The organism is Streptomyces sp. ADI96-02, assembly GCF_003846185.1.
Classification (GTDB): domain Bacteria; phylum Actinomycetota; class Actinomycetes; order Streptomycetales; family Streptomycetaceae; genus Streptomyces.
In genome coordinates, this window is record NZ_ML123034.1 from 1832854 (window position 1) to 1852332 (window position 19479).

The 19479-nt window shown below is 71.1% G+C and carries 23 protein-coding genes; 16 read left to right on the top strand and 7 right to left on the bottom strand.

The genetic code is table 11. The features are described 5' to 3' along the window. The 3 genes from EES43_RS08040 to EES43_RS08050 all read left to right on the top strand — a co-directional run. The coding region (locus EES43_RS08040; RefSeq protein WP_124268087.1) for a hypothetical protein at window positions 1–665 on the top strand (665 nt) is incomplete at its 5' end. Window positions 666–1104: 439 nt separating this feature from the next. Then, complete coding sequence (locus EES43_RS08045; RefSeq protein WP_124268088.1) at window positions 1105–1368, top strand: hypothetical protein; 264 nt, start codon at window positions 1105–1107, stop codon at window positions 1366–1368. Between the two features lie 335 nt (window positions 1369–1703). Continuing rightward, window positions 1704–2048, top strand: a complete 345-nt coding sequence (locus tag EES43_RS08050) for a hypothetical protein (RefSeq protein ID WP_124268089.1) — start codon at window positions 1704–1706, stop codon at window positions 2046–2048. Window positions 2049–2161: 113 nt separating this feature from the next. Here the strand turns inward: EES43_RS08050 and EES43_RS08055 are convergent, their stop codons facing one another. Continuing rightward, complete coding sequence (locus EES43_RS08055; protein ID WP_124268090.1) at window positions 2162–2629, bottom strand: ATP-binding protein; 468 nt, start codon at window positions 2627–2629, stop codon at window positions 2162–2164. A gap of 83 nt (window positions 2630–2712) precedes the next feature. On the opposite strand from EES43_RS08055, the gene EES43_RS08060 reads away from it, so the two are divergent. Together EES43_RS08060 and EES43_RS08065 are read left to right on the top strand one after the other, a co-directional pair. Then, window positions 2713–3537: a helix-turn-helix domain-containing protein gene (locus tag EES43_RS08060; RefSeq protein WP_124268091.1), complete on the top strand. Its 825-nt coding sequence runs from the start codon at window positions 2713–2715 to the stop codon at window positions 3535–3537. Continuing rightward, the gene (locus EES43_RS08065; RefSeq protein ID WP_124268092.1) at window positions 3521–3787 is read left to right on the top strand and encodes a DUF397 domain-containing protein; all 267 of its coding nucleotides are present in this window, start codon (window positions 3521–3523) and stop codon (window positions 3785–3787) included. Before EES43_RS08060 ends, EES43_RS08065 begins: the two co-directional genes overlap by 17 nt. A 13-nt stretch (window positions 3788–3800) precedes the next feature. On the opposite strand, the gene EES43_RS08070 is transcribed toward EES43_RS08065, so the two are convergent. Beyond that, on the bottom strand, window positions 3801–4313 hold the full coding sequence (locus EES43_RS08070) for a potassium channel family protein (protein ID WP_124268093.1): 513 nt from the start codon (window positions 4311–4313) through the stop codon (window positions 3801–3803). Window positions 4314–4373: 60 nt separating this feature from the next. Beyond that, window positions 4374–5072 carry a pirin family protein gene (locus EES43_RS08075; protein ID WP_124268094.1) on the bottom strand — a complete coding sequence of 233 codons (699 nt, stop codon included), beginning with the start codon at window positions 5070–5072 and terminating at the stop codon, window positions 4374–4376. 130 nt (window positions 5073–5202) lie between these two features. On the opposite strand from EES43_RS08075, the gene EES43_RS08080 reads away from it, so the two are divergent. From EES43_RS08080 to fabF, 5 genes are all read left to right on the top strand, one after another. Next, window positions 5203–6402 (top strand): PucR family transcriptional regulator, encoded by a 1200-nt coding sequence (locus tag EES43_RS08080; RefSeq protein ID WP_124268095.1) that lies wholly within the window; start codon window positions 5203–5205, stop codon window positions 6400–6402. Window positions 6403–6491: 89 nt separating this feature from the next. Further along, window positions 6492–7406, top strand: a complete 915-nt coding sequence (locus tag EES43_RS08085) for an ACP S-malonyltransferase (protein WP_124268096.1) — start codon at window positions 6492–6494, stop codon at window positions 7404–7406. A 13-nt stretch (window positions 7407–7419) separates the two neighbouring features. Further along, on the top strand, window positions 7420–8421 hold the full coding sequence (locus EES43_RS08090) for a ketoacyl-ACP synthase III (protein ID WP_124268097.1): 1002 nt from the start codon (window positions 7420–7422) through the stop codon (window positions 8419–8421). Window positions 8422–8486: 65 nt separating this feature from the next. Then, window positions 8487–8735, top strand: coding sequence for an acyl carrier protein (locus EES43_RS08095; protein WP_124268098.1), 249 nt, complete (start codon window positions 8487–8489; stop codon window positions 8733–8735). 76 nt (window positions 8736–8811) lie between these two features. Continuing rightward, window positions 8812–10074 (top strand): beta-ketoacyl-ACP synthase II, encoded by a 1263-nt coding sequence (fabF, locus tag EES43_RS08100; protein WP_124268099.1) that lies wholly within the window; start codon window positions 8812–8814, stop codon window positions 10072–10074. Between the two features lie 182 nt (window positions 10075–10256). Here the strand turns inward: fabF and EES43_RS08105 are convergent, their stop codons facing one another. Continuing rightward, on the bottom strand, window positions 10257–10751 hold the full coding sequence (locus EES43_RS08105) for a DUF3145 domain-containing protein (protein ID WP_124268100.1): 495 nt from the start codon (window positions 10749–10751) through the stop codon (window positions 10257–10259). A 371-nt stretch (window positions 10752–11122) separates the two neighbouring features. On the opposite strand from EES43_RS08105, the gene EES43_RS08110 reads away from it, so the two are divergent. Together EES43_RS08110 and EES43_RS08115 are read left to right on the top strand one after the other, a co-directional pair. After that, the gene (locus EES43_RS08110; protein WP_124268101.1) at window positions 11123–12028 is read left to right on the top strand and encodes an SGNH/GDSL hydrolase family protein; all 906 of its coding nucleotides are present in this window, start codon (window positions 11123–11125) and stop codon (window positions 12026–12028) included. An 11-nt stretch (window positions 12029–12039) separates the two neighbouring features. Continuing rightward, window positions 12040–13038 (top strand): aldose epimerase family protein, encoded by a 999-nt coding sequence (locus EES43_RS08115; protein ID WP_124268102.1) that lies wholly within the window; start codon window positions 12040–12042, stop codon window positions 13036–13038. A gap of 95 nt (window positions 13039–13133) precedes the next feature. Here EES43_RS08115 and EES43_RS08120 read toward each other — a convergent pair whose 3' ends face one another. From EES43_RS08120 to EES43_RS08130, 3 genes are all read right to left on the bottom strand, one after another. Then, window positions 13134–13940, bottom strand: coding sequence for an EI24 domain-containing protein (locus EES43_RS08120; RefSeq protein WP_124268103.1), 807 nt, complete (start codon window positions 13938–13940; stop codon window positions 13134–13136). A 163-nt stretch (window positions 13941–14103) separates the two neighbouring features. Then, a complete protein-coding gene (locus EES43_RS08125) occupies window positions 14104–14532 on the bottom strand; it encodes an organic hydroperoxide resistance protein (protein ID WP_124268104.1) in 429 nt (142 codons plus the stop codon). Window positions 14533–14744: 212 nt separating this feature from the next. Beyond that, the gene (locus EES43_RS08130; RefSeq protein ID WP_124268105.1) at window positions 14745–15764 is read right to left on the bottom strand and encodes an NADP-dependent oxidoreductase; all 1020 of its coding nucleotides are present in this window, start codon (window positions 15762–15764) and stop codon (window positions 14745–14747) included. A gap of 160 nt (window positions 15765–15924) precedes the next feature. Here EES43_RS08130 and EES43_RS08135 point away from each other — a divergent pair, with 160 nt between their 5' ends. The 4 genes from EES43_RS08135 (at window position 15925) to EES43_RS08150 (ending at window position 19333) form a co-directional block, all read left to right on the top strand. Continuing rightward, window positions 15925–16356, top strand: coding sequence for a MarR family winged helix-turn-helix transcriptional regulator (locus EES43_RS08135; RefSeq protein ID WP_124268106.1), 432 nt, complete (start codon window positions 15925–15927; stop codon window positions 16354–16356). Window positions 16357–16559: 203 nt separating this feature from the next. Beyond that, window positions 16560–17126 carry a hypothetical protein gene (locus tag EES43_RS08140; RefSeq protein ID WP_206430006.1) on the top strand — a complete coding sequence of 189 codons (567 nt, stop codon included), beginning with the start codon at window positions 16560–16562 and terminating at the stop codon, window positions 17124–17126. Window positions 17127–17243: 117 nt separating this feature from the next. Then, complete coding sequence (locus EES43_RS08145; protein ID WP_124268108.1) at window positions 17244–18122, top strand: LLM class F420-dependent oxidoreductase; 879 nt, start codon at window positions 17244–17246, stop codon at window positions 18120–18122. Window positions 18123–18295: 173 nt separating this feature from the next. After that, window positions 18296–19333 carry a rod shape-determining protein gene (locus EES43_RS08150; RefSeq protein WP_124268109.1) on the top strand — a complete coding sequence of 346 codons (1038 nt, stop codon included), beginning with the start codon at window positions 18296–18298 and terminating at the stop codon, window positions 19331–19333. Window positions 19334–19479: the final 146 nt, after the last annotated feature.

Sequence of the window (19479 nt, forward strand, 5' to 3'; positions counted from 1 at the left end):
CCATGACCATCCCCGTCGCCGTCGCCCTCGCCGCCGGCATCGCCACCACCGCCTCCGCCTACGACCAGATCGTCGCCCACGCCACCGGAGAGGGCTTCATGCCCGACGACGTCCGCACCGGCTTCGACATCGCCGCCCTCGCCGGAGGCCTCACCGGAGCCGCCATCGGCGCCAGGAAAGCACCCGAAGCAGCACGCAAAATCAGCACCAAATACCAGACATGGAAAAATGCGAAAAAGAAGGCAGCGTTCGACGCGGCAGACGAGGAGCGGGCACGATTCTCCCGCAAGAAAGACTTCTATTCGAGAACTCCCGTAATCCGTAACTTCACAGACGAAGGGATTGATCGACAGACGATTATCGAATATCGAATGAAGATCAAGAAGTATGAAGCATTCTCGGAGCAAGATCGTTCTATGGGTTACATCACGAGCGTGCGGCCTTACGTTACGATTTGGGGCAAAGAAAGTGTCGCAGTGAAGCGTGGAAAGTTCATTTATCGATCCAGGATGATGAGGGAAGAAAATGAAGCTGAATATTACCGTCTGCGCGCCCTGCCCGAGTTCGTAATCATGAAACGGTCGCATTCTCCTGCGCAGATACTCAAGACGAAAGAGATAAAATCTTGGTATCTCGAGGGGGATATGGTGATATATAGCGCTTGATTCGAGACGTTGGTGGTGGGAGCGAGCTTCTTCAGCCCTGCCAGCGCCGTCAAGCAGGACGAGGTCGGGATCGCCGGTCGCCCTCACGCGTGACCATCAGCATGGTGACCCACTCCATGAGCGCATGCGGCAGGTCGAGTGCGGCAGGGGTGGACGACCAACGAGGCCGCCGAGCAACGTGATGGAGACGTCAGAAATGTCGATCAGCAGCTCGGGGGCCTCGTCCGTTGCCCTTCACGGCCGATCACCCGATCGGTGGCCAACTCGAAGAAGCTCAGTGAGACCCCGCCCCACCTGCCTGGTCGTGGATCAGGGCGCACACGGGACTCCCGAAGGAGCAGAAGTGCTGCCCTCTCGGGAGCCCGGAGGTCCTGCGACTTCTCCCGCAATCACCGCCTAGGCTGCCGCGCCCTGGTATTCCGAAAAGCAGGAGAATCGCATGGACCAGCCGTCCCAGATAGCCGAACTTCTCTTCCACGCGGCGGAGCAGGCCATAGAAACGACGCGTCACGAGTTCCCGCGACGCGTCACCGTGGACGACATCACTCACGAAGACGCCGAGATCGAGCAGGAGATCCCGAACGTCGTCATGAACTTCATCCACAATTTTGAGTGGTGTTTCCTGGCCGCCGCACGCAGACCCGAGCGGTACCAGGAAGGGTGGACCGCGGTGCTCGACTTCCTGCACAGCCAATACCCGTGAAGAGACCTGTACTGCGTCGTCCTGAACGAGTCGCGGGAATGGGGCAGCGACTTCCTCAAGGAGGCCACCACCAACCTGGCGTTCACCCATTTCCCGCACGGGGTGACCAACTACGTCGAGGCGTTCGCAGCCAGTTCGCAGGCCGCCCTCAAAGCCACCCCCGCGAACGGGAACGTCCCCTTCACCGTCTACTACACCCCCGACAACGCCTTCCTGGTCGGGCCCTGGCCCGCGGAATGCGAAATCACCGAGGCGGAAGCCGTGGTCTGGGGACAGGGCACGGTGACGATCGCCGCCAAGGGTAGTGCGTGGTCCCACATCAAGGGCGGCAAGGAATGGGCCGGGAACTGGTCGTCTCCTGCCCCGAGGACTTCCAGTCGCGAGTCGCGTGGGGCTTGCGCGACATCTCGGAGAAGGCCGTCGAGTTCATCGGAGTCGGCCAGGAGGCTCCCCTGGCCGACTATGAGGAGTTCAGCAGCAACTACGGTCTCGCGAACGCGCACAAGGAGACCACCGGGGCGGTGCCCGGACAGATCCAGCATGCGCGGGACCGCATCGGCAAACTCGGCAACGGCGCCGCCAACCGTGGTGGTGGTGAGCCGGAGCGGGAGTACGAGTTCAAGCGGCGGGACACTCCCGACGAAGGCTCGTTCGTGATGGATTCGGACGACGAGGAGTAAGGGCTGCCCGTAACCCCTGCCCGTAGCCCCTCCCTGGCGAGCCGTTCCGGCCCCGCTTCGAGCGTTTCCCCCGAAGCGGGGCCGGACTGCCTGGAGGATTTCCGTCACGGCCCTCAGGGAGCCAGCGAACCGGGCCCTCTCCTGCGGGGCCGGCCGGGCCGGGCGACCATGCACTCGAACCACACCGTCTTGCCGCTCCCGTCCCACCGCATCTCCACGCCCCACTTGTCGGTGACGGCGGCGACCAGGACCAGCCCCCGGCCTCCTTCGTCGAGCGGGTCGCCCTCGATCGCGAGAGGCACGCGCGGACTGCTGTCCGCCACCTCCACCCGCACGCCCTCGCCGTGCGGCAGCCGGAAGATGAGCGTCTGACAGCGCCGACCGGGCACATGGCGTACGACGTTGGCGATCAGCTCGGTGAGCGCCAGTTCCGCCGCGTCGGCGACGGCCAGCAGCTCCCAGGCGCTCAGGTACAGCCGCAGAACGCGGCGCAGATGCCGGGCCGAGTGCTCGCCCATGGCGAAGTCGGCGCGGTAGACGGGCTCTCCGGGGTCGGGCCGGGGAACGATCACGTGATTCATGTCACCAGCGTGCGATCACTTGGCTACGCTCGGCTACGTACGGAACCGAACGCCGCGAGGCGTTGAACCACCGGAGGTCCGCCGTGGCCAACATCCAGACCCTCGACCCCGACGCTTCCCCGCTCGACTACTACGGCTGGGAGCTGCGCCGCCAGCGCGAGGCCCACGGCCTGAAACAGGGCCAGTTGGGCGACATCATCTTCTGCACGGGCTCCCTGGTCGGCCAGATCGAGACGACGAAGAAGGTCCCCACCCGCGACTTCTCGGAGCGCGTGGACGCGGCGCTCGGCACCGACGGGATGTTCTCGCGCCTGGTCGGCCTGGTGCTCCGCAGCCAACTGCCGACCTGGTTCCAGCCGTACGCCGACATGGAGGCGAAGGCCGCGTACATTTCCACGTACCAGGCGCAGTTGGTGTACGGGCTGCTTCAGACGGACGACTACGCGCGGGCGGTGCTGGCAACCGGCATGCCCGACGATCTGGACGGCCTGCTGGCCGCCCGGATGGAGCGCCAGCGCATCCTGGAGCGCGCGAGGCCGCCGCTGGCCTGGGCGATCCTGGACGAGGCCGTGCTGCACCGGCCGATCGGCGGCCCCGACGTGATGCGCGCCCAACTCCGCAGGCTGTTGGAGTGCGCCACGCACCGCTGGATGCGGATTCAGGTGCTGCCCTTCGCGGCTGGTGAACACCCCAGCGTGGATGGCACGTTCAACTTGCTCCGTTTCGATGAGGACCCGGACATCGTCTACACCGAGGACGTCATCTCCGGCCATATGACGGCCAGTCCGGACACTGTCAGGGAGGCATCACTCCGATACGCTCACCTCCAGGCCGCCGCCCTCTCCATGGACGATTCGGCGGCTCTGATCGCCCGCGTGATGGAGGAACGTTATGGAAATCGGCCCTGATCTGAAGAACGCGCAGTGGCGTAAGTCCAGCTACAGCGGCCCTTCCGGCGGCGACTGCGTCGAATGCACCGTCAGCGGCGGCGCGGCCTGGCGTACGTCCTCGTACAGCGGCACCAACGGCGGTGAGTGCGTCGAGGTGGCCGACAGCTCCTGCGGTTCCGTGCCCGTCCGCGACAGCAAGGACCCGGGCGGGCCCGCCGTCGTCGTCGGGGCCCGCGCCTGGCAGGCGTTCGTGGACGGGCTGCGCTGAGGGTCGTCCGAGGTCAGCCCCGGTCGGCGGGACCGGGGCCGGGGCCGGTGTCCCGGGCGATCAGTTGTTCCAGCCGGTCGAAGCGGGTGTGCAGGGCCCGCAGTTCCCGGGCCGCGTTCGCCTCGCCCTCGCGCTCCACGTGTTCCAGGGTGCGTGCCACCGCGCGGGCGCGGCGTGCGGCGCTGCCCACGAACCAGGTGGCGAGCGAGGCGGTCACGATGCTGAAGACCGAGATCCCGACGAGCATCACGACGACCGCGATCACGCGGCCGGGCGCGGTGACCGGATACAGGTCCCCGTAACCGACGGTGGTGGCGGTCTCGACGGACCACCACAGGGCCAGCGGGAACGACGTGATGGTGGCGCGGGGAGCCGTCGACTCGAACGGGACGATGGCCCAGGAGCCGAGCACCAGGACCACCACCACGCCGACGACGGCCCAGGCGGAGGCTTTCACGTGGAGCCGCTGCCACCGCTCGTTGCTCAGCAGCTTGCGCAGGACGTAGAAGGGTGACAGCGGAGGCATGCACCGAAACTAGTCACCACAGGAGGGGGCCGGGCGCAGGACACACCTCCTGGCGCACCCTCAGTCGGCCAGCTCCCACACCAGCAGTTCCGCCGGGGCCGCCGGGGTCCCCGAGGGCTCCGGGGCCGGCGCGGCCTCCTCCAGGCCGACCGCCTCCAGCCCGACCGCCCCGGCGACCCGTGCCGCGTCGCCCGGTCCCAGGCGCCGTTCGCCCAGGCCGACGCGGCCCCGCACCACGTGCAAGTAGAGGCGTGGCGCGTCCGGCAGTGCGGCCCGCTCCCCCGTGCCCAGCCGGTGCACCCGGAGCACGGCCCCGGCGGCGGGCAGCGCGTACGGAGTGGAGTCGGCGATGCCGCGCACGACGGCGTACGACGGTTCGCCGCCCGGCTCCCGTGGGGCCAGCCACATCTGGAGGAACGTCAACGGGCCCGCACCGTCGTTGCGTTCGACGTGGCGGACTCCGGCGGCCGAGCTGAGGTGCGCCAGGTCCCCGGCCCGTACGAGCGTGGAGTGGCCGGCGGAGTCGCGGTGCGTCAGCTCGCCCTCCACCACCCAGGTGACGATCTCCGTGTGGCTGTGCGGGTGTTCGTCGAAGCCCGCGCCCGGGGCCAGGCGTTCCTCGTTGCAGGCGAGGACCGGGCCGAAGCGGAGGTTGTCGGGGTCGTAGAAGCGTCCGAACGAGAAGGCGTGCCGGGTGGCGATGCCGGACGCGTCGTCGCCGCCCCGGTAGCGGCTCTCGGACCGGTGTACGGAAATCACTCCGCCACGGTAGTGCGGACCGGTGGCTTCCGGGGTCTCCGAACCGTGCGTACGCTCTCCTACTCACCGGTACGAGGCACGCTCGCCCCGGCCCGCCGAACCACCGCCCCGATAGGGCAATCTTGTCCTCGTGCCCCGACCCGATCCTGAGCATCCCGACGCCCACGCCGCCCACCTGCATGCCGCGACCCTGAAACGGCTGGAGCAGTCCTCCGGCAGACTGGCCGCGAACGCGATCGCCCGCATGGACGAATCGCTGCCGTGGTACCGGGCGATGCCACCGGAGAACCGGTCCTGGATCGGACTGGTCGCCCAGGCCGGCATCGCCGCGTTCACGGAGTGGTTCCGGCACCCCGAGGCTCCGCAGGCGATCTCCACCGACGTGTTCGGCACCGCGCCGCGCGAGCTGACCCGGGCCATCACACTGCGGCAGACCGTGGAGATGGTGCGGACCACGATCGAGGTCATGGAGACCGCGATCGAGGAGGTGGCCGCGCCGGGCGACGAGTCGGTGCTGCGGGAGGCGCTGCTCGTCTACGCGCGGGAGATCGCCTTCGCCACCGCCCAGGTGTACGCCCAGGCCGCCGAGGCGCGGGGCGCGTGGGACGCCCGGCTGGAGTCGCTGGTGGTAAACGCGGTGCTCTCCGGCGAGGCCGACGAGGGCGCGGTCTCCCGGGCCGCCGCGCTCGGCTGGAGCTCGCCCGAACACGTCTGCGTCATCCTCGGCACCGCGCCCGACGGCGACAGCGAGCTGACGGTGGAGGCGATCCGGCGCGCCGCCCGGCACGCCAAACTCCAGGTCCTGACCGGCGTCCTGGGCAACCGGCTGGTCGTGATCGCGGGCGGCAGCGACAACCCGCTCCAGGTCGCCAAGGGCCTGATCGGCCCTTACGCGGCCGGTCCGGTGGTCGCCGGGCCCGTGGTGCCGGACCTGCTCGCCGCCACCCGGTCCGCGCAGGCGGCGGCGGCCGGACTGAAGGCGTGCTCGGCGTGGCAGGACGCTCCGAGGCCCGTCCTGGCGGACGATCTCCTTCCGGAACGCGCGATGGCCGGAGACCCGGCCGCGCGGGACCAATTGGTGGAGGAGATCTACAGACCGCTGGAGGAAGCCGGCTCGGCACTTCTGGAAACCCTGAGCGTCTATCTGGAGCAGGCGAGCAGCCTCGAAGGCGCGGCCCGCATGCTCTTCGTCCACCCCAACACCGTGCGCTACCGGCTACGACGTGTGACCGACGTCACCGGGTGGTCACCCTCCGATGTGCGTTCGGCGTTCACGCTGCGGATCGCCCTCATCCTGGGGCGCTTGGCGGCAGCGGATACGCAGTCCTAGACTTTTGTCGAACCCCGACAATTACCCTGGCGGTTCTTCGTCCCTGTCCCCACGGGCGTTCGGAGCCGTCCACAAGAGAGAGTGTGAGGGTGCTCGTACTCGTCGCTCCCGGCCAAGGCGCTCAGACGCCCGGCTTCCTGACTCCCTGGCTCGACCTCCCCGGTGCGGCCGACCGCGTCGCCGCCTGGTCGGACGCGATCGGGCTGGACCTCGCCCACTACGGCACGAAGGCCGACGCGGACGAGATCCGCGACACGGCCGTGGCCCAGCCGCTGCTCGTCGCCGCCGGTCTCCTCTCGGCCGCCGCGCTGGACGCCTCGCCGTCCGTCGTCGCGGGCCACAGCGTCGGTGAGATCACCGCCGCCGCCCTGGCCGGCGTCATCGACGACGAGGCCGCGCTCCGCTTCGTACGCACCCGGGGGCTGGGCATGGCCGAGGCCGCCGCGGTCACCGAGACCGGCATGGCGGCGCTGCTCGGCGGCGACCCCGAGGTGACGGTCCCGCACCTGGAGAAGCTGGGGCTCACCCCGGCGAACGTCAACGGCGGCGGCCAGATCGTCGCCGCGGGCACGGCGGCGCAGCTCGCCGCCCTGGAGGCCGACAAGCCCGAGGGCGTACGCCGGGTGGTCGCGCTGAAGGTGGCCGGGGCGTTCCACACGCACCACATGGCCCCGGCCGTGGAGAAGCTGCGCGCGGCCGTCGGGGACCTCACGGTCGCCGACCCGGCCGTGACGTACGTGTCCAACGCCGACGGCCACACCGTCGCCACCGGCACCGAGGTCGTCGCCCGGCTGGTCGGGCAGGTCGCCAATCCGGTCCGCTGGGACCTGTGCATGGAGAGGTTCCAGGCGCTCGGCGTCACGGCGCTGATCGAGCTGAGCCCCGGCGGCACGCTCACCGGGCTCGCCAAGCGGGCACTGCCCGGCGTCACCACCCTCGCGCTCAAGACCCCCGACGACCTCGACGCCGCCCGCGCGCTCCTCTCCGAGCACGCCGGCGCCTAAGGAGCCCGAGAGCATGTCGAAGATCAAGCCCAGCAAGGGCGCCCCGTACGCACGGATCATCGGAGTCGGCGGCTACCGCCCGACCCGGATCGTGCCGAACGAGGTGATCCTCGAAACGATCGACTCCTCCGACGAGTGGATCCGCTCCCGCTCCGGCATCGCCACCCGCCACTGGGCCTCCGACGCGGAGACCGTCGCCGCGATGTCGATCGAGGCGTCCGGCAAGGCGATCGCCGACGCCGGGATCACGCCCGAGCAGATCGGCGCGGTCATCGTCTCGACGGTCTCGCACTTCAAGCAGACCCCGGCCGTGGCGACCGAGATCGCCCACAAGATCGGCGCGGGCAAGCCCGCCGCCTTCGACATCTCGGCCGGCTGCGCGGGCTTCGGCTACGGCCTGACCCTGGCCAAGGGCATGATCGTCGAGGGCTCGGCCGAGTATGTGCTGGTGATCGGCGTGGAACGGCTCAGCGACCTGACCGACCTGGAGGACCGCGCGACGGCCTTCCTGTTCGGGGACGGCGCGGGCGCGGTCGTCGTCGGCCCGTCGAAGGAACCGGCCATCGGCCCGACCGTCTGGGGCTCGGAGGGCGACAAGTCCGAGACGATCAAGCAGACGGTGGCCTGGGACGAGTTCCACGCGGACCGTCCCGCGAAGTTCCCGGCCATCACGCAGGAGGGCCAGGCGGTCTTCCGCTGGGCCGTCTTCGAGATGGCGAAGGTCGCCCAGCAGGCGCTGGACGCGGCCGGGATCGCCCCGGAAGACCTGGACGTCTTCATCCCGCACCAGGCCAACATGCGGATCATCGACTCGATGGTGAAGACCCTGAAGCTGCCGGAGCACGTCACGGTCGCGCGTGACGTGGAGACCACCGGCAACACGTCCGCCGCCTCGATCCCGCTCGCCATGGAGCGGCTTCTGGCGACCGGTCAGGCGAAGAGCGGCGACACCGCGCTCGTCATCGGCTTCGGGGCGGGTCTCGTCTACGCCGCGACTGTCGTTACCCTCCCCTAGGCACACCGGACCTTCCGGTCCGTACGCACGAAACACCGAAGAAAACCCACCGAAGGAGCGCCAAGATGGCCGCCACGCAGGAAGAGATCGTCACCGGTCTTGCCGAGATCGTCAACGAGATCGCCGGTATCCCGGTCGAGGACGTCCAGCTGGACAAGTCCTTCACCGACGACCTGGACGTCGACTCGCTGTCCATGGTCGAGGTCGTCGTCGCCGCCGAGGAGCGCTTCGACGTCAAGATCCCCGACGAGGACGTCAAGAACCTCAAGACGGTCGGCGACGCCGCCACCTACATCCTGAAGCACCAGGGCTGATCCCAGCCCGGCTGTGTCGCCACCCGGCGGTGGCGCCGCTGATTCACGACCCTCTACACGTGGAGAAGATCTTCCAGTGAACTCGACCAATCGCACCGTGGTCGTCACCGGTATCGGCGCAACCACTCCGCTGGGTGGCGACTCCGCATCGACCTGGGAAGGTCTGATGGCCGGCCGGTCCGGCGTCAAGCCTCTCGAAGGCGAGCGCTTCGCCGAACTGCCCGTCCGGATCGCCGCCCTCGCGGCCGTCGACCCGGGCGACGTCCTGCCGCGCCCGCTGGCCCGCAAGCTGGACCGCTCGGCTCAGTTCGCGCTGATCGCGGCCCGCGAGGCGTGGGCGGACGCGGGCTTCACCGCCAAGGCCGGCGAGGACGGGAACATCCGCCCCGAGCGGCTGGGCTCGGTCATCGCCTCCGGCATCGGCGGCGTGATCACCCTGCTCGACCAGTACGACGTGCTGAAGGAGAAGGGCGTACGCCGCGTCTCCCCGCACACCGTTCCCATGCTCATGCCCAACGGCCCGGCGGCCAACGTCGGCCTGGAGGTCAACGCCCAGGCCGGTGTCCACACGCCGGTCTCCGCCTGCGCCTCGGGCGCCGAGGCCATCGGGTACGCCGTCGAGATGATCCGCACCGGCCGTGCCGACGTGGTCGTCGCGGGCGGCACCGAGGCCGCGATCCACCCGCTGCCGATCGCCGCGTTCGCCAACATGATGGCGATGTCCAAGAGCAACGACGAGCCCGAGAAGGCGTCGCGCCCGTACGACACGGGCCGGGACGGGTTCGTCCTCGGCGAGGGCGCGGGCGTCGTCATCCTGGAGTCCGCGGAGCACGCCGCCGCACGGGGCGCCCGGGTCTACTGCGAGGTGCTGGGCCAGGGCCTGTCGGCCGACGCCCACCACATCGCGCAGCCCGAGCCCAGCGGGCGCGGGATCGCCGCCGCGATGCAGAACCTGCTGGACTCCAGCGACCTCAAGCCGTCCGAGGTCGTCCACCTGAACGCGCACGCCACCTCGACCCCGCAGGGCGACATCGCGGAGATCAAGGCGCTGCGCAAGGTCCTGGGCGACGACCTGGACCATGTCGCGATCTCCGCGACCAAGTCGATGACGGGCCACCTGCTCGGCGGCGCGGGCGGCATCGAGACCGTCGCCACGGTCCTCGCGCTGTACCACCGCACGGCTCCGCCGACGATCAACATCGACGACCTCGACGAGGCGGTCGACGCGGACGTCGTGCGCGGTGAGCCGCGGGCGCTGCCCGAGGGGCCGATCGCGGCGATCAACAACTCGTTCGGGTTCGGCGGCCACAACGTGGTGCTGGCGTTCCGGTCCGTGTGACGGTCGGCCGTTCGGCCGCCTGTGCGTAGTCCGGCCGCTTGTACGTGACGAAGCCCGCCTCCCGCGATATTCGGGAGGCGGGCTTCCGTGTGTGCCGGGGCGCTGCCCCGGGCCCCGCTCCTCAATCGCCAAAGAGGCTTGACATGCCTCGCCGCGAGGGGCTTGAGGCGGGCCCGGGGTGTTCAGACCACCTGGTGGAGCCAGCGGACCGGGGCGCCCTCGCCCGCGTAGCGGAAGGACTCCAGCTCGTCGTCCCAGGGCTTGCCCAGGAGCGAGGCGATCTCCGCCTCCAGGTCGCTCTCGCCGCGCACCGAGCGGGCGAGGGCGGCCCGCAGCCGGTCCTCGGGGATCAGGATGTCCCCGTGCAGTCCGGTGACGGCGTGGAAGATGCCCAGGCCGGGGGTGGAGCTGTAGCGCTCGCCCTCGGCGGTGGGGCAGGGCTCGGCGGTCACCTCGAAGCGCAGCAGGTCCCAGCCGCGCAGGGCCGAGGCGAGCTGCGAGGCGGTGCCGGCGCGGCCCTGCCAGGAGAACTCGCACCGCCAGGTGCCGGGGGCGGCCGGCTGTCTGATCCAGTCGAGCTGGACCCGCACACCGAGGACGCCGCCCACCGCCCATTCGACGTGCGGGCACAGCGCGCGCGGTGCGGAGTGAACGTACAGGACTCCACGTGTCGTCACCGGAACCTCCCGTGTGGGACGAGGTACGCCTTCCCCAGCGGCCTCGCGTCCGTACCGCCTCTTTTCGGCCGACTCCCGAGGTTGTCATCAGTAAACAGCATCGGGAGTTAATCTCCTGAAAAGGGACAGTATGTGACGTGACGTAATGTACCGGAGCCACCCGCGCGTACGCGGATGCGCGGAGTGCCGCTGGTTCCGACGGGGAAAAGCTACCGTGCGCCGGGGCCGTCCGTGTGACGTACGGTCGGTCCAGGGCCCATGATTCTCCGGCTTTCACCCACCGGGGCGCGCACGCCCGCGACCTGGGGATGCGGCGCTTGCCTGGGGCATGGCCAGGGGCATAGACCAGAGGCGACCGGAGGGATCCACGCATGCCGGAGGGGACGACACGCCGTCGGACGCGGAAGGCCGCCGCCGGGTCGGCGGCGCTGTTGTGCGCAGGAGTCGCCGTGCTGGCCGGATGTGGCGGTGACGGCGTGTCCCGCGACACGTCGACCGCCTCGCCCTCACCCTCGCGGACGTCCGACTGGGACCCGCGTCCGGGGTCGGTCGCGGCCGTCGGGGACTCGATCACCCGGGGCTTCGACGCCTGCTCGGTGCTGACGGACTGCCCGGAGGTGTCCTGGGCCACCGGGTCGGACCGGGGCGTGCGCAGTCTGGCGGTGCGGCTGCTCGGCGCGTCGAAGGCGGCCGAGCGGAGCTGGAACCACGCCGTGTCGGGAGCCCGGATGGCCCAGTTGCCGGAGCAGATGGCGCTGGCGGCCGAGCAGCGTCCGGAGCTGGTGACGGTGATGATCGGCGCCAACGACGCCTGCCGGAACTCGGTGCGGCTGATGACCCCGGTGGCGGACTTCCGGGCCTCCTTCGAGGCGTCGGTGCGCCGGCTGCGGGCCGGGGCGCCGAAGGCGCAGGTGTACGTGTCGAGCGTGCCGGACCTCAAGCGGCTCTGGTCGACGGGCCGGGTCAACGAGCTGGGCAAGAAGATCTGGGATCTGGGCATCTGCCGGTCGATGCTGGCCGACGCGGACAACCTGGGGCCCGCCGCCGTTGCGCGCCGGGACGCGGTGCAGGACCGGGTGGTGGCCTACAACGAGGTGCTGCGGGACGTCTGCGCGAAGGACCGGCGCTGCCGGTACGACGGGGGCGCGGTCTTCGACTACCGGTTCACCGGGGCGCAGCTCAGCCAGTGGGACTGGTTCCATCCGGGCCGCGACGGGCAGGCCCGGCTGGCGGAGATCGCCTACCGCAACGTCACGGCCCAGGAGCCCCCGGCGTAAGGTCCCCCACCATGACCGCGGGTTCGCGCACAGTGACGCACACGGACGAATTCGGCACGCTCGCGGACGGCTCCGCGGTGCGCCGGTGGACGCTGGAGCGGGACGGCACGCGGGTGCGCGTGCTGGACCGGGGCGCGATCGTGCAGTCCGTGGAGACGCCCGGCCGCGACGGCACGCGGGCGCAGGTGGCGCTCGGGCTGCCGGACATGGCGGGTTACGAGCGGTTCCCCGCACCGTATTTCGGCGCGCTGGTCGGTCGGTACGCGAACCGGATCGCGGGTGCGGCGTTCGAGCTGGACGGACGCGCCCACCGCCTCACGCGCAACGAGGGCCGCAACCACATCCACGGGGGTTCGCGGGGCTTCGACAAGCGGATGTGGCGGGCGGCGGCGGTCCGGGACGGGGTGCGGATGACGCTGGTGTCCGAGGACGGCGAGGAGGGCTTCCCCGGGCGGCTGGACTTCTCGGTGACGTACACCGTGGAGGCGGGCGGGGCGCTGCGCATCGCCTACCGGGCGACGACCGACGCGCCGACCGTGCTCAACCCGACGAACCACACCTACTGGAACCTGGCGGGCGCGGACAGCGGCAGCGCGCTGGGGCAGCAGTTGCGGATCGCGGCCGGGCACATCACTCCGGTGGACGCGGAGTCGGTGCCGACGGGCGAGCTGATGCCGGTGGCCGGGAGCCGGTTCGACTTCCGGCGGATGCGGGCGGTCGGCGCGGGGTACGACCACAACTTCGTCCTGGACGAGGCCGGGGACGGCGTGGCGGCGGAGCTGTACGACGCCGGTTCGGGGCGGGTGCTGACGGTGCGGACGTCGGAACCGGGGCTCCAGCTCTACACGGCCGACCACTTCGACGGGCGGCCGTTCGGACCGTGCGCCGGGATCGCGCTGGAGACCCAGCACTTCCCGGACTCGCCGAACCGGCCGGAGTTCCCGAGCACGGTGCTCCGGCCCGGCGAGGAGTTCGCCTCGTCCACCGAGTTCGCGTTCTCGGTGCGCTGACGCCGGGGCGCCCCGGCGTGCCCGGGGGCGGAGGGGGTGGGACGTCGGCGGAGTTGTCGGGCTGCGTCGGGGCCTCGCGGGCGTCCCGGGCCGGGTCAGACGGCCGGGACGCCGCCGAGGGCCGGGGTCTCGCCGCTGCCGGCGTCGCCGGGGCGGAGGCCGCCGGACGGTTCGACCAGGTCGCGGGCGAGCAGGGTGGCTCCGGCGACGGCTCCCGGCATCAGGAAGACCGCGACGAACGGGACCAGGAAGGCCAGGGTCAGCGGGACGCCGAAGCCGAGCACCATCATGCGCCGGCCGCGCAGCAGGACGAGCCGGTCCTTGAGGACCATGCCCCGGCGCTGGAGGGCTACGGCGGTCAGTTCCTCGGCCAGGAAGTAGCCCGAGACGCAGAAGCCGAGCGCCGGGACGACCGTCTGGCCGACGACCGGGATGAAGCCGAGGGCGAAGAGGACGATTCCGTACAGGGCGACGCGCAGCAGGATGCGCACGGAGTCGCGGGCGGAGATCCACAGTTCGCGCCAGAGCGGCAGACCGGATTCCGGGACGTCGCCGCCCTCGCTGCGGTCGACCTCCTCGGAGAGCGACTCGTAGAACGGCTGGCCGACCAGGAGCGTGACCGCGGTGAAGGTGATGACCGCGAGGAACAGGCCGAAGACGAAGACGAGCGCGGTCAGCGTGGTGCGCAGCAGGCCGAGCCAGGGCGAGGACCAGTCGTCGGCGAACGGCGTGGCCCACGCGACGAGGTCGTCGGCCCCGTAGCCGAGTCCGACCAGGGCGCCCGCGTACACGACGAGGGTGATGAGTCCGGGCAGCAGCCCGAACCCGAACCACCGTCCGTGCCGGGCAGCCCAGCGCTGCCCCTTCACCAAGTAGCCGAAGCCCGCCCCGAGATCGCTCATGGGCGTCAGCGTACTGGCGTACGGAAAGCGGTGAGGACCGCACCCCGTGACGGGGGTGCGGCCCTCGGGTCCGGCGGGTCGGGTCGGGCGTGCCGGTCGGGCTCGCCGCGTCGGGCTTGCCGCGTCGGGCTCGTCGCGTCGGGTGGTCGTTCCGGTGTGTCGGTCAGACGACCGACAGCTCGACCTTGATGTTGCCGCGGGTCGCGTTCGAGTACGGGCAGACCTGGTGGGCCTTCTCGATGAGCGACTGGGCGGTGGCGGCGTCGACGTTCGGGATGGAGGCGCTGATCGCGACCTCCAGACCGAAGCCGCCGGCCTCCGTCTTGCCGATGCCGACCGAGGCGGTGACGGTCGAGCCCGAGATGTCGGCCTTCTCCTGGCGCGCGACGACGCCGAGGGCGCCCTGGAAGCAGGCGCTGTAGCCGGCCGCGAACAGCTGCTCCGGGTTGGTGCCGGCGCCGGTGCCGCCCATGGACTTCGGCGGGTTGACGACGACGTCGAGCCGGCCGTCGTCCGAGGAGACGCGGCCGTCGCGGCCGTTCTCCGCGGTGGCGACGGCGGTGTAGAGGACGTCGATCTTCTGGATGGTCATGAGTGAGGATTCCTCCTGTTGGTGCGCCGCGACTCGCGCCCACGACCGCGGCAGCCTGGGGACGAGCCTACGGGACAGCCCTTGGCGGGTGCTCGTGAACGGTCGTGGACGGTCGTGAACGGTCGTGAACGGTCGCGGGTCCGACGGGATTCCGGGCGGCCCGGAGTCCGGGCGGCCCGGGCTCCGGACACCGGACTCCGGGCGGGCTCCCGTCAGGCGAGGGAGACGATCATCTTGCCGGTGTTCTCGCCGCGCAGCAGGCCGAGGAAGGCGTCGAAGCCGTTCTCGATGCCCTCGACGACCGTCTCGCGGTACTTCAGCTCACCGGAGGCCAGCCAGCCGGCGATTTCCCGGACGAACTGCGGCTGGAGGTCGGCGTGGTCGTTGACGAGCATGCCCGTCAGGCGCAGCCGCTTGCCGATGATGAGCGCCATGTTGTTCGGGCCCGGGGTGGGCTCGGTCGCGTTGTACTGGGCGATCATGCCGCAGATGGTCGCGCGGCCGTGCACGTTGAGCGAGGAGATCGCGGCTTCCAGGTGCTCGCCGCCGACGTTGTCGAAGTAGACGTCGATGCCGTCGGGCGCGGCCTCCTTGAGCTGGTCGCGGACGGGCCCGTTCCTGTAGTTGAACGCGGCGTCGAAACCGTACTCCTCGACCAGGAGCTTGACCTTCTCGTCGGAGCCGGCGGAGCCGATGACCCGGGAGGCCCCCTTGAGCTTCGCCAGCTGACCGACCTGGCTGCCGACGGCCCCGGCCGCGCCGGAGACGAAGACCGCGTCGCCCTCCTTGAAGGAGGCGACCTCGAACAGGCCCGCGTATGCGGTGAGTCCGGTCATGCCGAGCACGCCGAGGTAGGCGGAGAGCGGGGCGAGGTCGGGGTCGACCTTCACCGCGTGCCGCGCGGGGACGTCGGCGATCTCGCGCCAGCCGAGGCCGTGCAGGACGTGGTCGCCCACGGCGAAGCCCTCGGCGTTCGACGCGATGACCTCGCCGACCGCGCCGCCGTCCATCGGGTGGTCGAGCTGGAAGGGCGGCGTGTACGACTTCACGTCGTTCATCCGGCCGCGCATGTACGGGTCGACCGAGAAGTGCGTGTTGCGGACGAGGACGCGGCCTTCGGCCGGAGCGGCGACCGCGGCCTCACGCAGCGCGAAGTCGTCGGCGACGGGCCAGCCGTGCGGACGGGCTACCAGGTGCCATTCGCGGCTGGACGTGGGAAGTGCAGCAGACATGGGCTCGGGTTCTCCTCAATGTCCTACGGGTGGGCTGAGGGCGGAGAGGCTTCCCGGGGAAGGCGTTCATCAGAGACGCTCATCAGAAAAGCTTCACTACCTGAAACAACCATGCGCCTGAATATTTCATGTTGTCAAGCAACTGGGTACGCTGGTGGGCATGGCCACCCGTACAGACCCTCTGACCCTTGAGGTCGTCGACCTCATCGGCACCGTCGTGGCGCGCTACCACGAGGAGTACGACCGGGCCGCCGCGCAGCACTCCCTCACCGGGGCGCAGGCGCGGCTCCTCGGGCTGCTCGCGATGGAGCCGCTGCCCATGCGCCGGATCGCTCGGAAGCTGAAGTGCGAGCCGTCGAACATCACCGGGATCGTCGACCGGCTGGAGGCCCGCGGCCTGGTCGAGCGCAGGCCGGACCCGGCCGACCGGCGCGTGAAGCTCGCCGCCGCGACGGAGCTGGGCGTGCGCACCGCCCGGGAGCTGCGGGACGCGCTGGACTTCGCGCGGGAGCCGCTGGCGGGCCTCTCCGACGACGAGCGCAGGGCGCTGCGGGACCTGCTGCGCCGGATGCTGGGCGAGGACGCCCTCTGATCCCCTGGTTCCCTGACCCTCTGGTTCTCTGCCCCTCTGGTGCCCCGGCTCTCTGGTTCCCCGGCTCTCTGGTTCTCTGCCCCTCTGCTCCTCCGAGGCCGTCCACCGCGATCCCGGCGGGCGCGCGGTGGAGCGGGATGTCGGGGAGGCGCGGGGGGTCTGGGAGGCGCGGGAGGATGGGGAGGCGCGGGAGGATGGGAGGCATGACCGCTCCCGCCCCCTTCGGACCGCTCCAGTTCCAGCTCGTCCTGCTCCGCCGGATGGCCGACCACCAGCCCGGACTGGTCGAGGAGGCCCGGCAGGAGCTCGGCGCCTCCCTCGCCGACATGCGCGAGGCCAATCGCCGCTGGCAGGCCATGGTGCGCGCGCCCCGGGGACGCGGATCGCTGCGCCGCTACCGTTCGGTGCTCGGCGATCCGGAGCTGACCCTGGAGCGCCGCGTCGGCGACCTGACCTGCGAGGCGCTGCTGTGGCCGGTGCCGCTCTGGCCGGATCTCCGGTTCGAGGTGATGGCCGGGCCCGGCGGCGCGGTGTGGAACGAGTGGCTGGTAAGGGCTCCGGGGGCGCCGGGTCCGGAGCCGGACTCCGTGGCGGCGCTGCGCCCCTGGTCGTGCACGGTCGACGAAGTGGCCCGCGCCTTCCCGCCCGCACGGCCGATGGAGGGCAGCGCGCCGACCCGGTGGGCGCTGGCGGTCACCGACCCGGCCGACGGGCGCGAGCGCGTGGCCGAGTTCACCTGGGGCCTGTTCCAGCGCCTCCTGCCGGCCTGAGCCGTCCGCGCCGCCCCCTGCCGTGCCGCCCGCGCCGCCCGCTGGTAGGAAGACAGCACGGGGCGAGCGGGACGATGCGCGGAACCGGCGGATGACTCCGCCACCAGGAGGTGGAGCATGCGAGTGGGGCTGCACGCGCTCGGCATCGGTGACGGCGCTCGTCCCGAAGTGATCCGCTCGGTCGCCACGGCAGCGGAGGCGCATGGCTTCGCCCGGCTCTGGTGCGGTGAGCATGTGGTGCTCGTCGACGCGTCGACGTCCCGCTACCCCTACTCGGCGGACGGGCGGATCGCCGTGCCCCCGGCCACGGACTGGCTGGACCCGCTGCTCGCCCTGGCCTTCGCGGCGGCGGTCACCAGCCGGATCGGCCTGGCCACCGGCGTACTCCTGCTTCCTGAGCACCATCCGGTGGTGGTCGCCAAACAGGCCGCGACACTCGACGTGCTCTCCGCCGGACGGTTCAGCCTCGGTGTCGGGGCCGGATGGTCGGCCGAGGAGTACGCAGCGCTCGGCGTCCCCTTCGCCGCGCGCGGCAGGCGCATGGAGGAGTACCTGACGGCGATGCGCGTCCTCTGGGCCGAGGACCCGGCCTCGTTCACGGGGGAGTTCACCCGCTTCGACGCGATCCGGGTCAACCCGAAGCCGGTGCGCGGAGGCCGGCTCCCGGTCGTGGTCGGCGGCAACAGCGACGCGGCCCTGCGCCGGGCGGCCGGATGCGGCGACGGCTGGTACGGCTTCAACGTTCCGGCGGCCGACGTGCCGGGGCGCATGGCCGTGCTCGCCGACGCGTGCGCCCGCCACCATCGCGCCGTCGACGAACTCACGGTCGCCGTGGCGTTGAGCGACGGCACCCCGGAACACCTCCCCGCGCTCGCCCGGGCGGGCGTCACGGAGCTCGTCGTCGTCGGCACACCCCCGCCCGCTCCCGACGCCGCAGCCGCCTGGGTCGCGGAGGTCGCCCGGACCTGGCTGCGCCGGGGGAACGACAGGGGCTGACGGGGGCGGGCAGGGACCGGCCGGAGCGCGGCACCCCGACAGCACCCCGACAGCACCCGGACAGCGCCCCCGACGGCTCATCCCAGCGCGCGGGACGCAGCCGGGAACGCGACGATGCCAGGAGAGGCCGGCTGCCGCCGGTGCCCCCATCCGCGCTCTCGGGAGAGCCTGCCGTGACCGTCAGCCTTGAGCAGTTGCGCCGTTGCCATGTAGCCGTCGATCTCGGGGCCGCGAGGACCCGTGTGTACGTCAAAGGGCTCGGACTCGTCGTGGACGAGCCGAGCGTCGCCGCCGTCAACACCCGTACCGGCTCGCTCATCGCCGTCGGCGCGCTCGCCGAGCAGATGACCGGCCGCACCCCCGCGTACATCCGGGTCGCCCGCCCGGTGTCCGGCGGGACCGTCGTGGACATCGAGATGGCCCAGCGGATGCTGCGCCATCTGCTCGGCGACAAACTCCGCCGCCAACTGCGGCGCAAACCCCGGCTGCGCGCCGCCGCCTGCACCCCGCACGAGGCCGACCCGCTGGCCCAGCGCGCGACGGTGGAGACGCTGGTCGGGCTCGGGGCGCGGCGGGTCGAGCTGGTGGACACGCTGATCGCGGCGGCCGTCGGCTGCGGGCTTCCGGTGGAGCAGCCGACCGCGACCATGATCATGGTCTGTGGGGCGGCCACCACGCAGATCGCGGTGCTCTCGCTGGGAGCCATCGTCACCGCCGTACGCATCCCGGTGGGCGGCAACGCGATCGACAACGCGGTGATCCAGCACCTGCGCCAGCACCACGAGCTGATGCTGCCGAGCCAGTCCGTGCGTCCGCTGCAACTGGCCCTGCACGGCAACGGACTCACGCTGACCGGCCCCGCCCTCACCGAGATCCACGGCCGTGATGTGGCCACCGGCCTGGCCCGCTCGGTGCAGGTCGACACAGCCGCCGTCCGGCAGGCCATCCACACGCCGCTCACCGCGGTGCTCGACGGCGTGGGCAAGGTACTGCGCGACTGCCCGCCGGACCTGGTCGCCGACCTCGCGGACCGCGGGATCATGATGGTGGGCGGCAGCGCCCTCCTGCCGGGGCTGGACGAGATGCTGCGCGACGCCACGGGGATGCCGGTCAGCATCGCCGAGCGGCCCGACGTCTGCTCGGTGCTCGGGCTCGGCGCGATGCTCGACGGCAAGATCGAGCCCATGGTCCTCGACCCGCTGGCGACCTGATCCCGCCGACGGGTCCCGAGCTGCGGGGCGGTCGAGGATGCCGATGACCGGGGGCGCGGGCCGCCCGGGTGAGGGCCGTTCCGAGGAGGGCCGTTCCGAGGAGGGCCGTTCCGAGGAGGGCCGTTCCGAGGAGGGCCGTTCCGAGG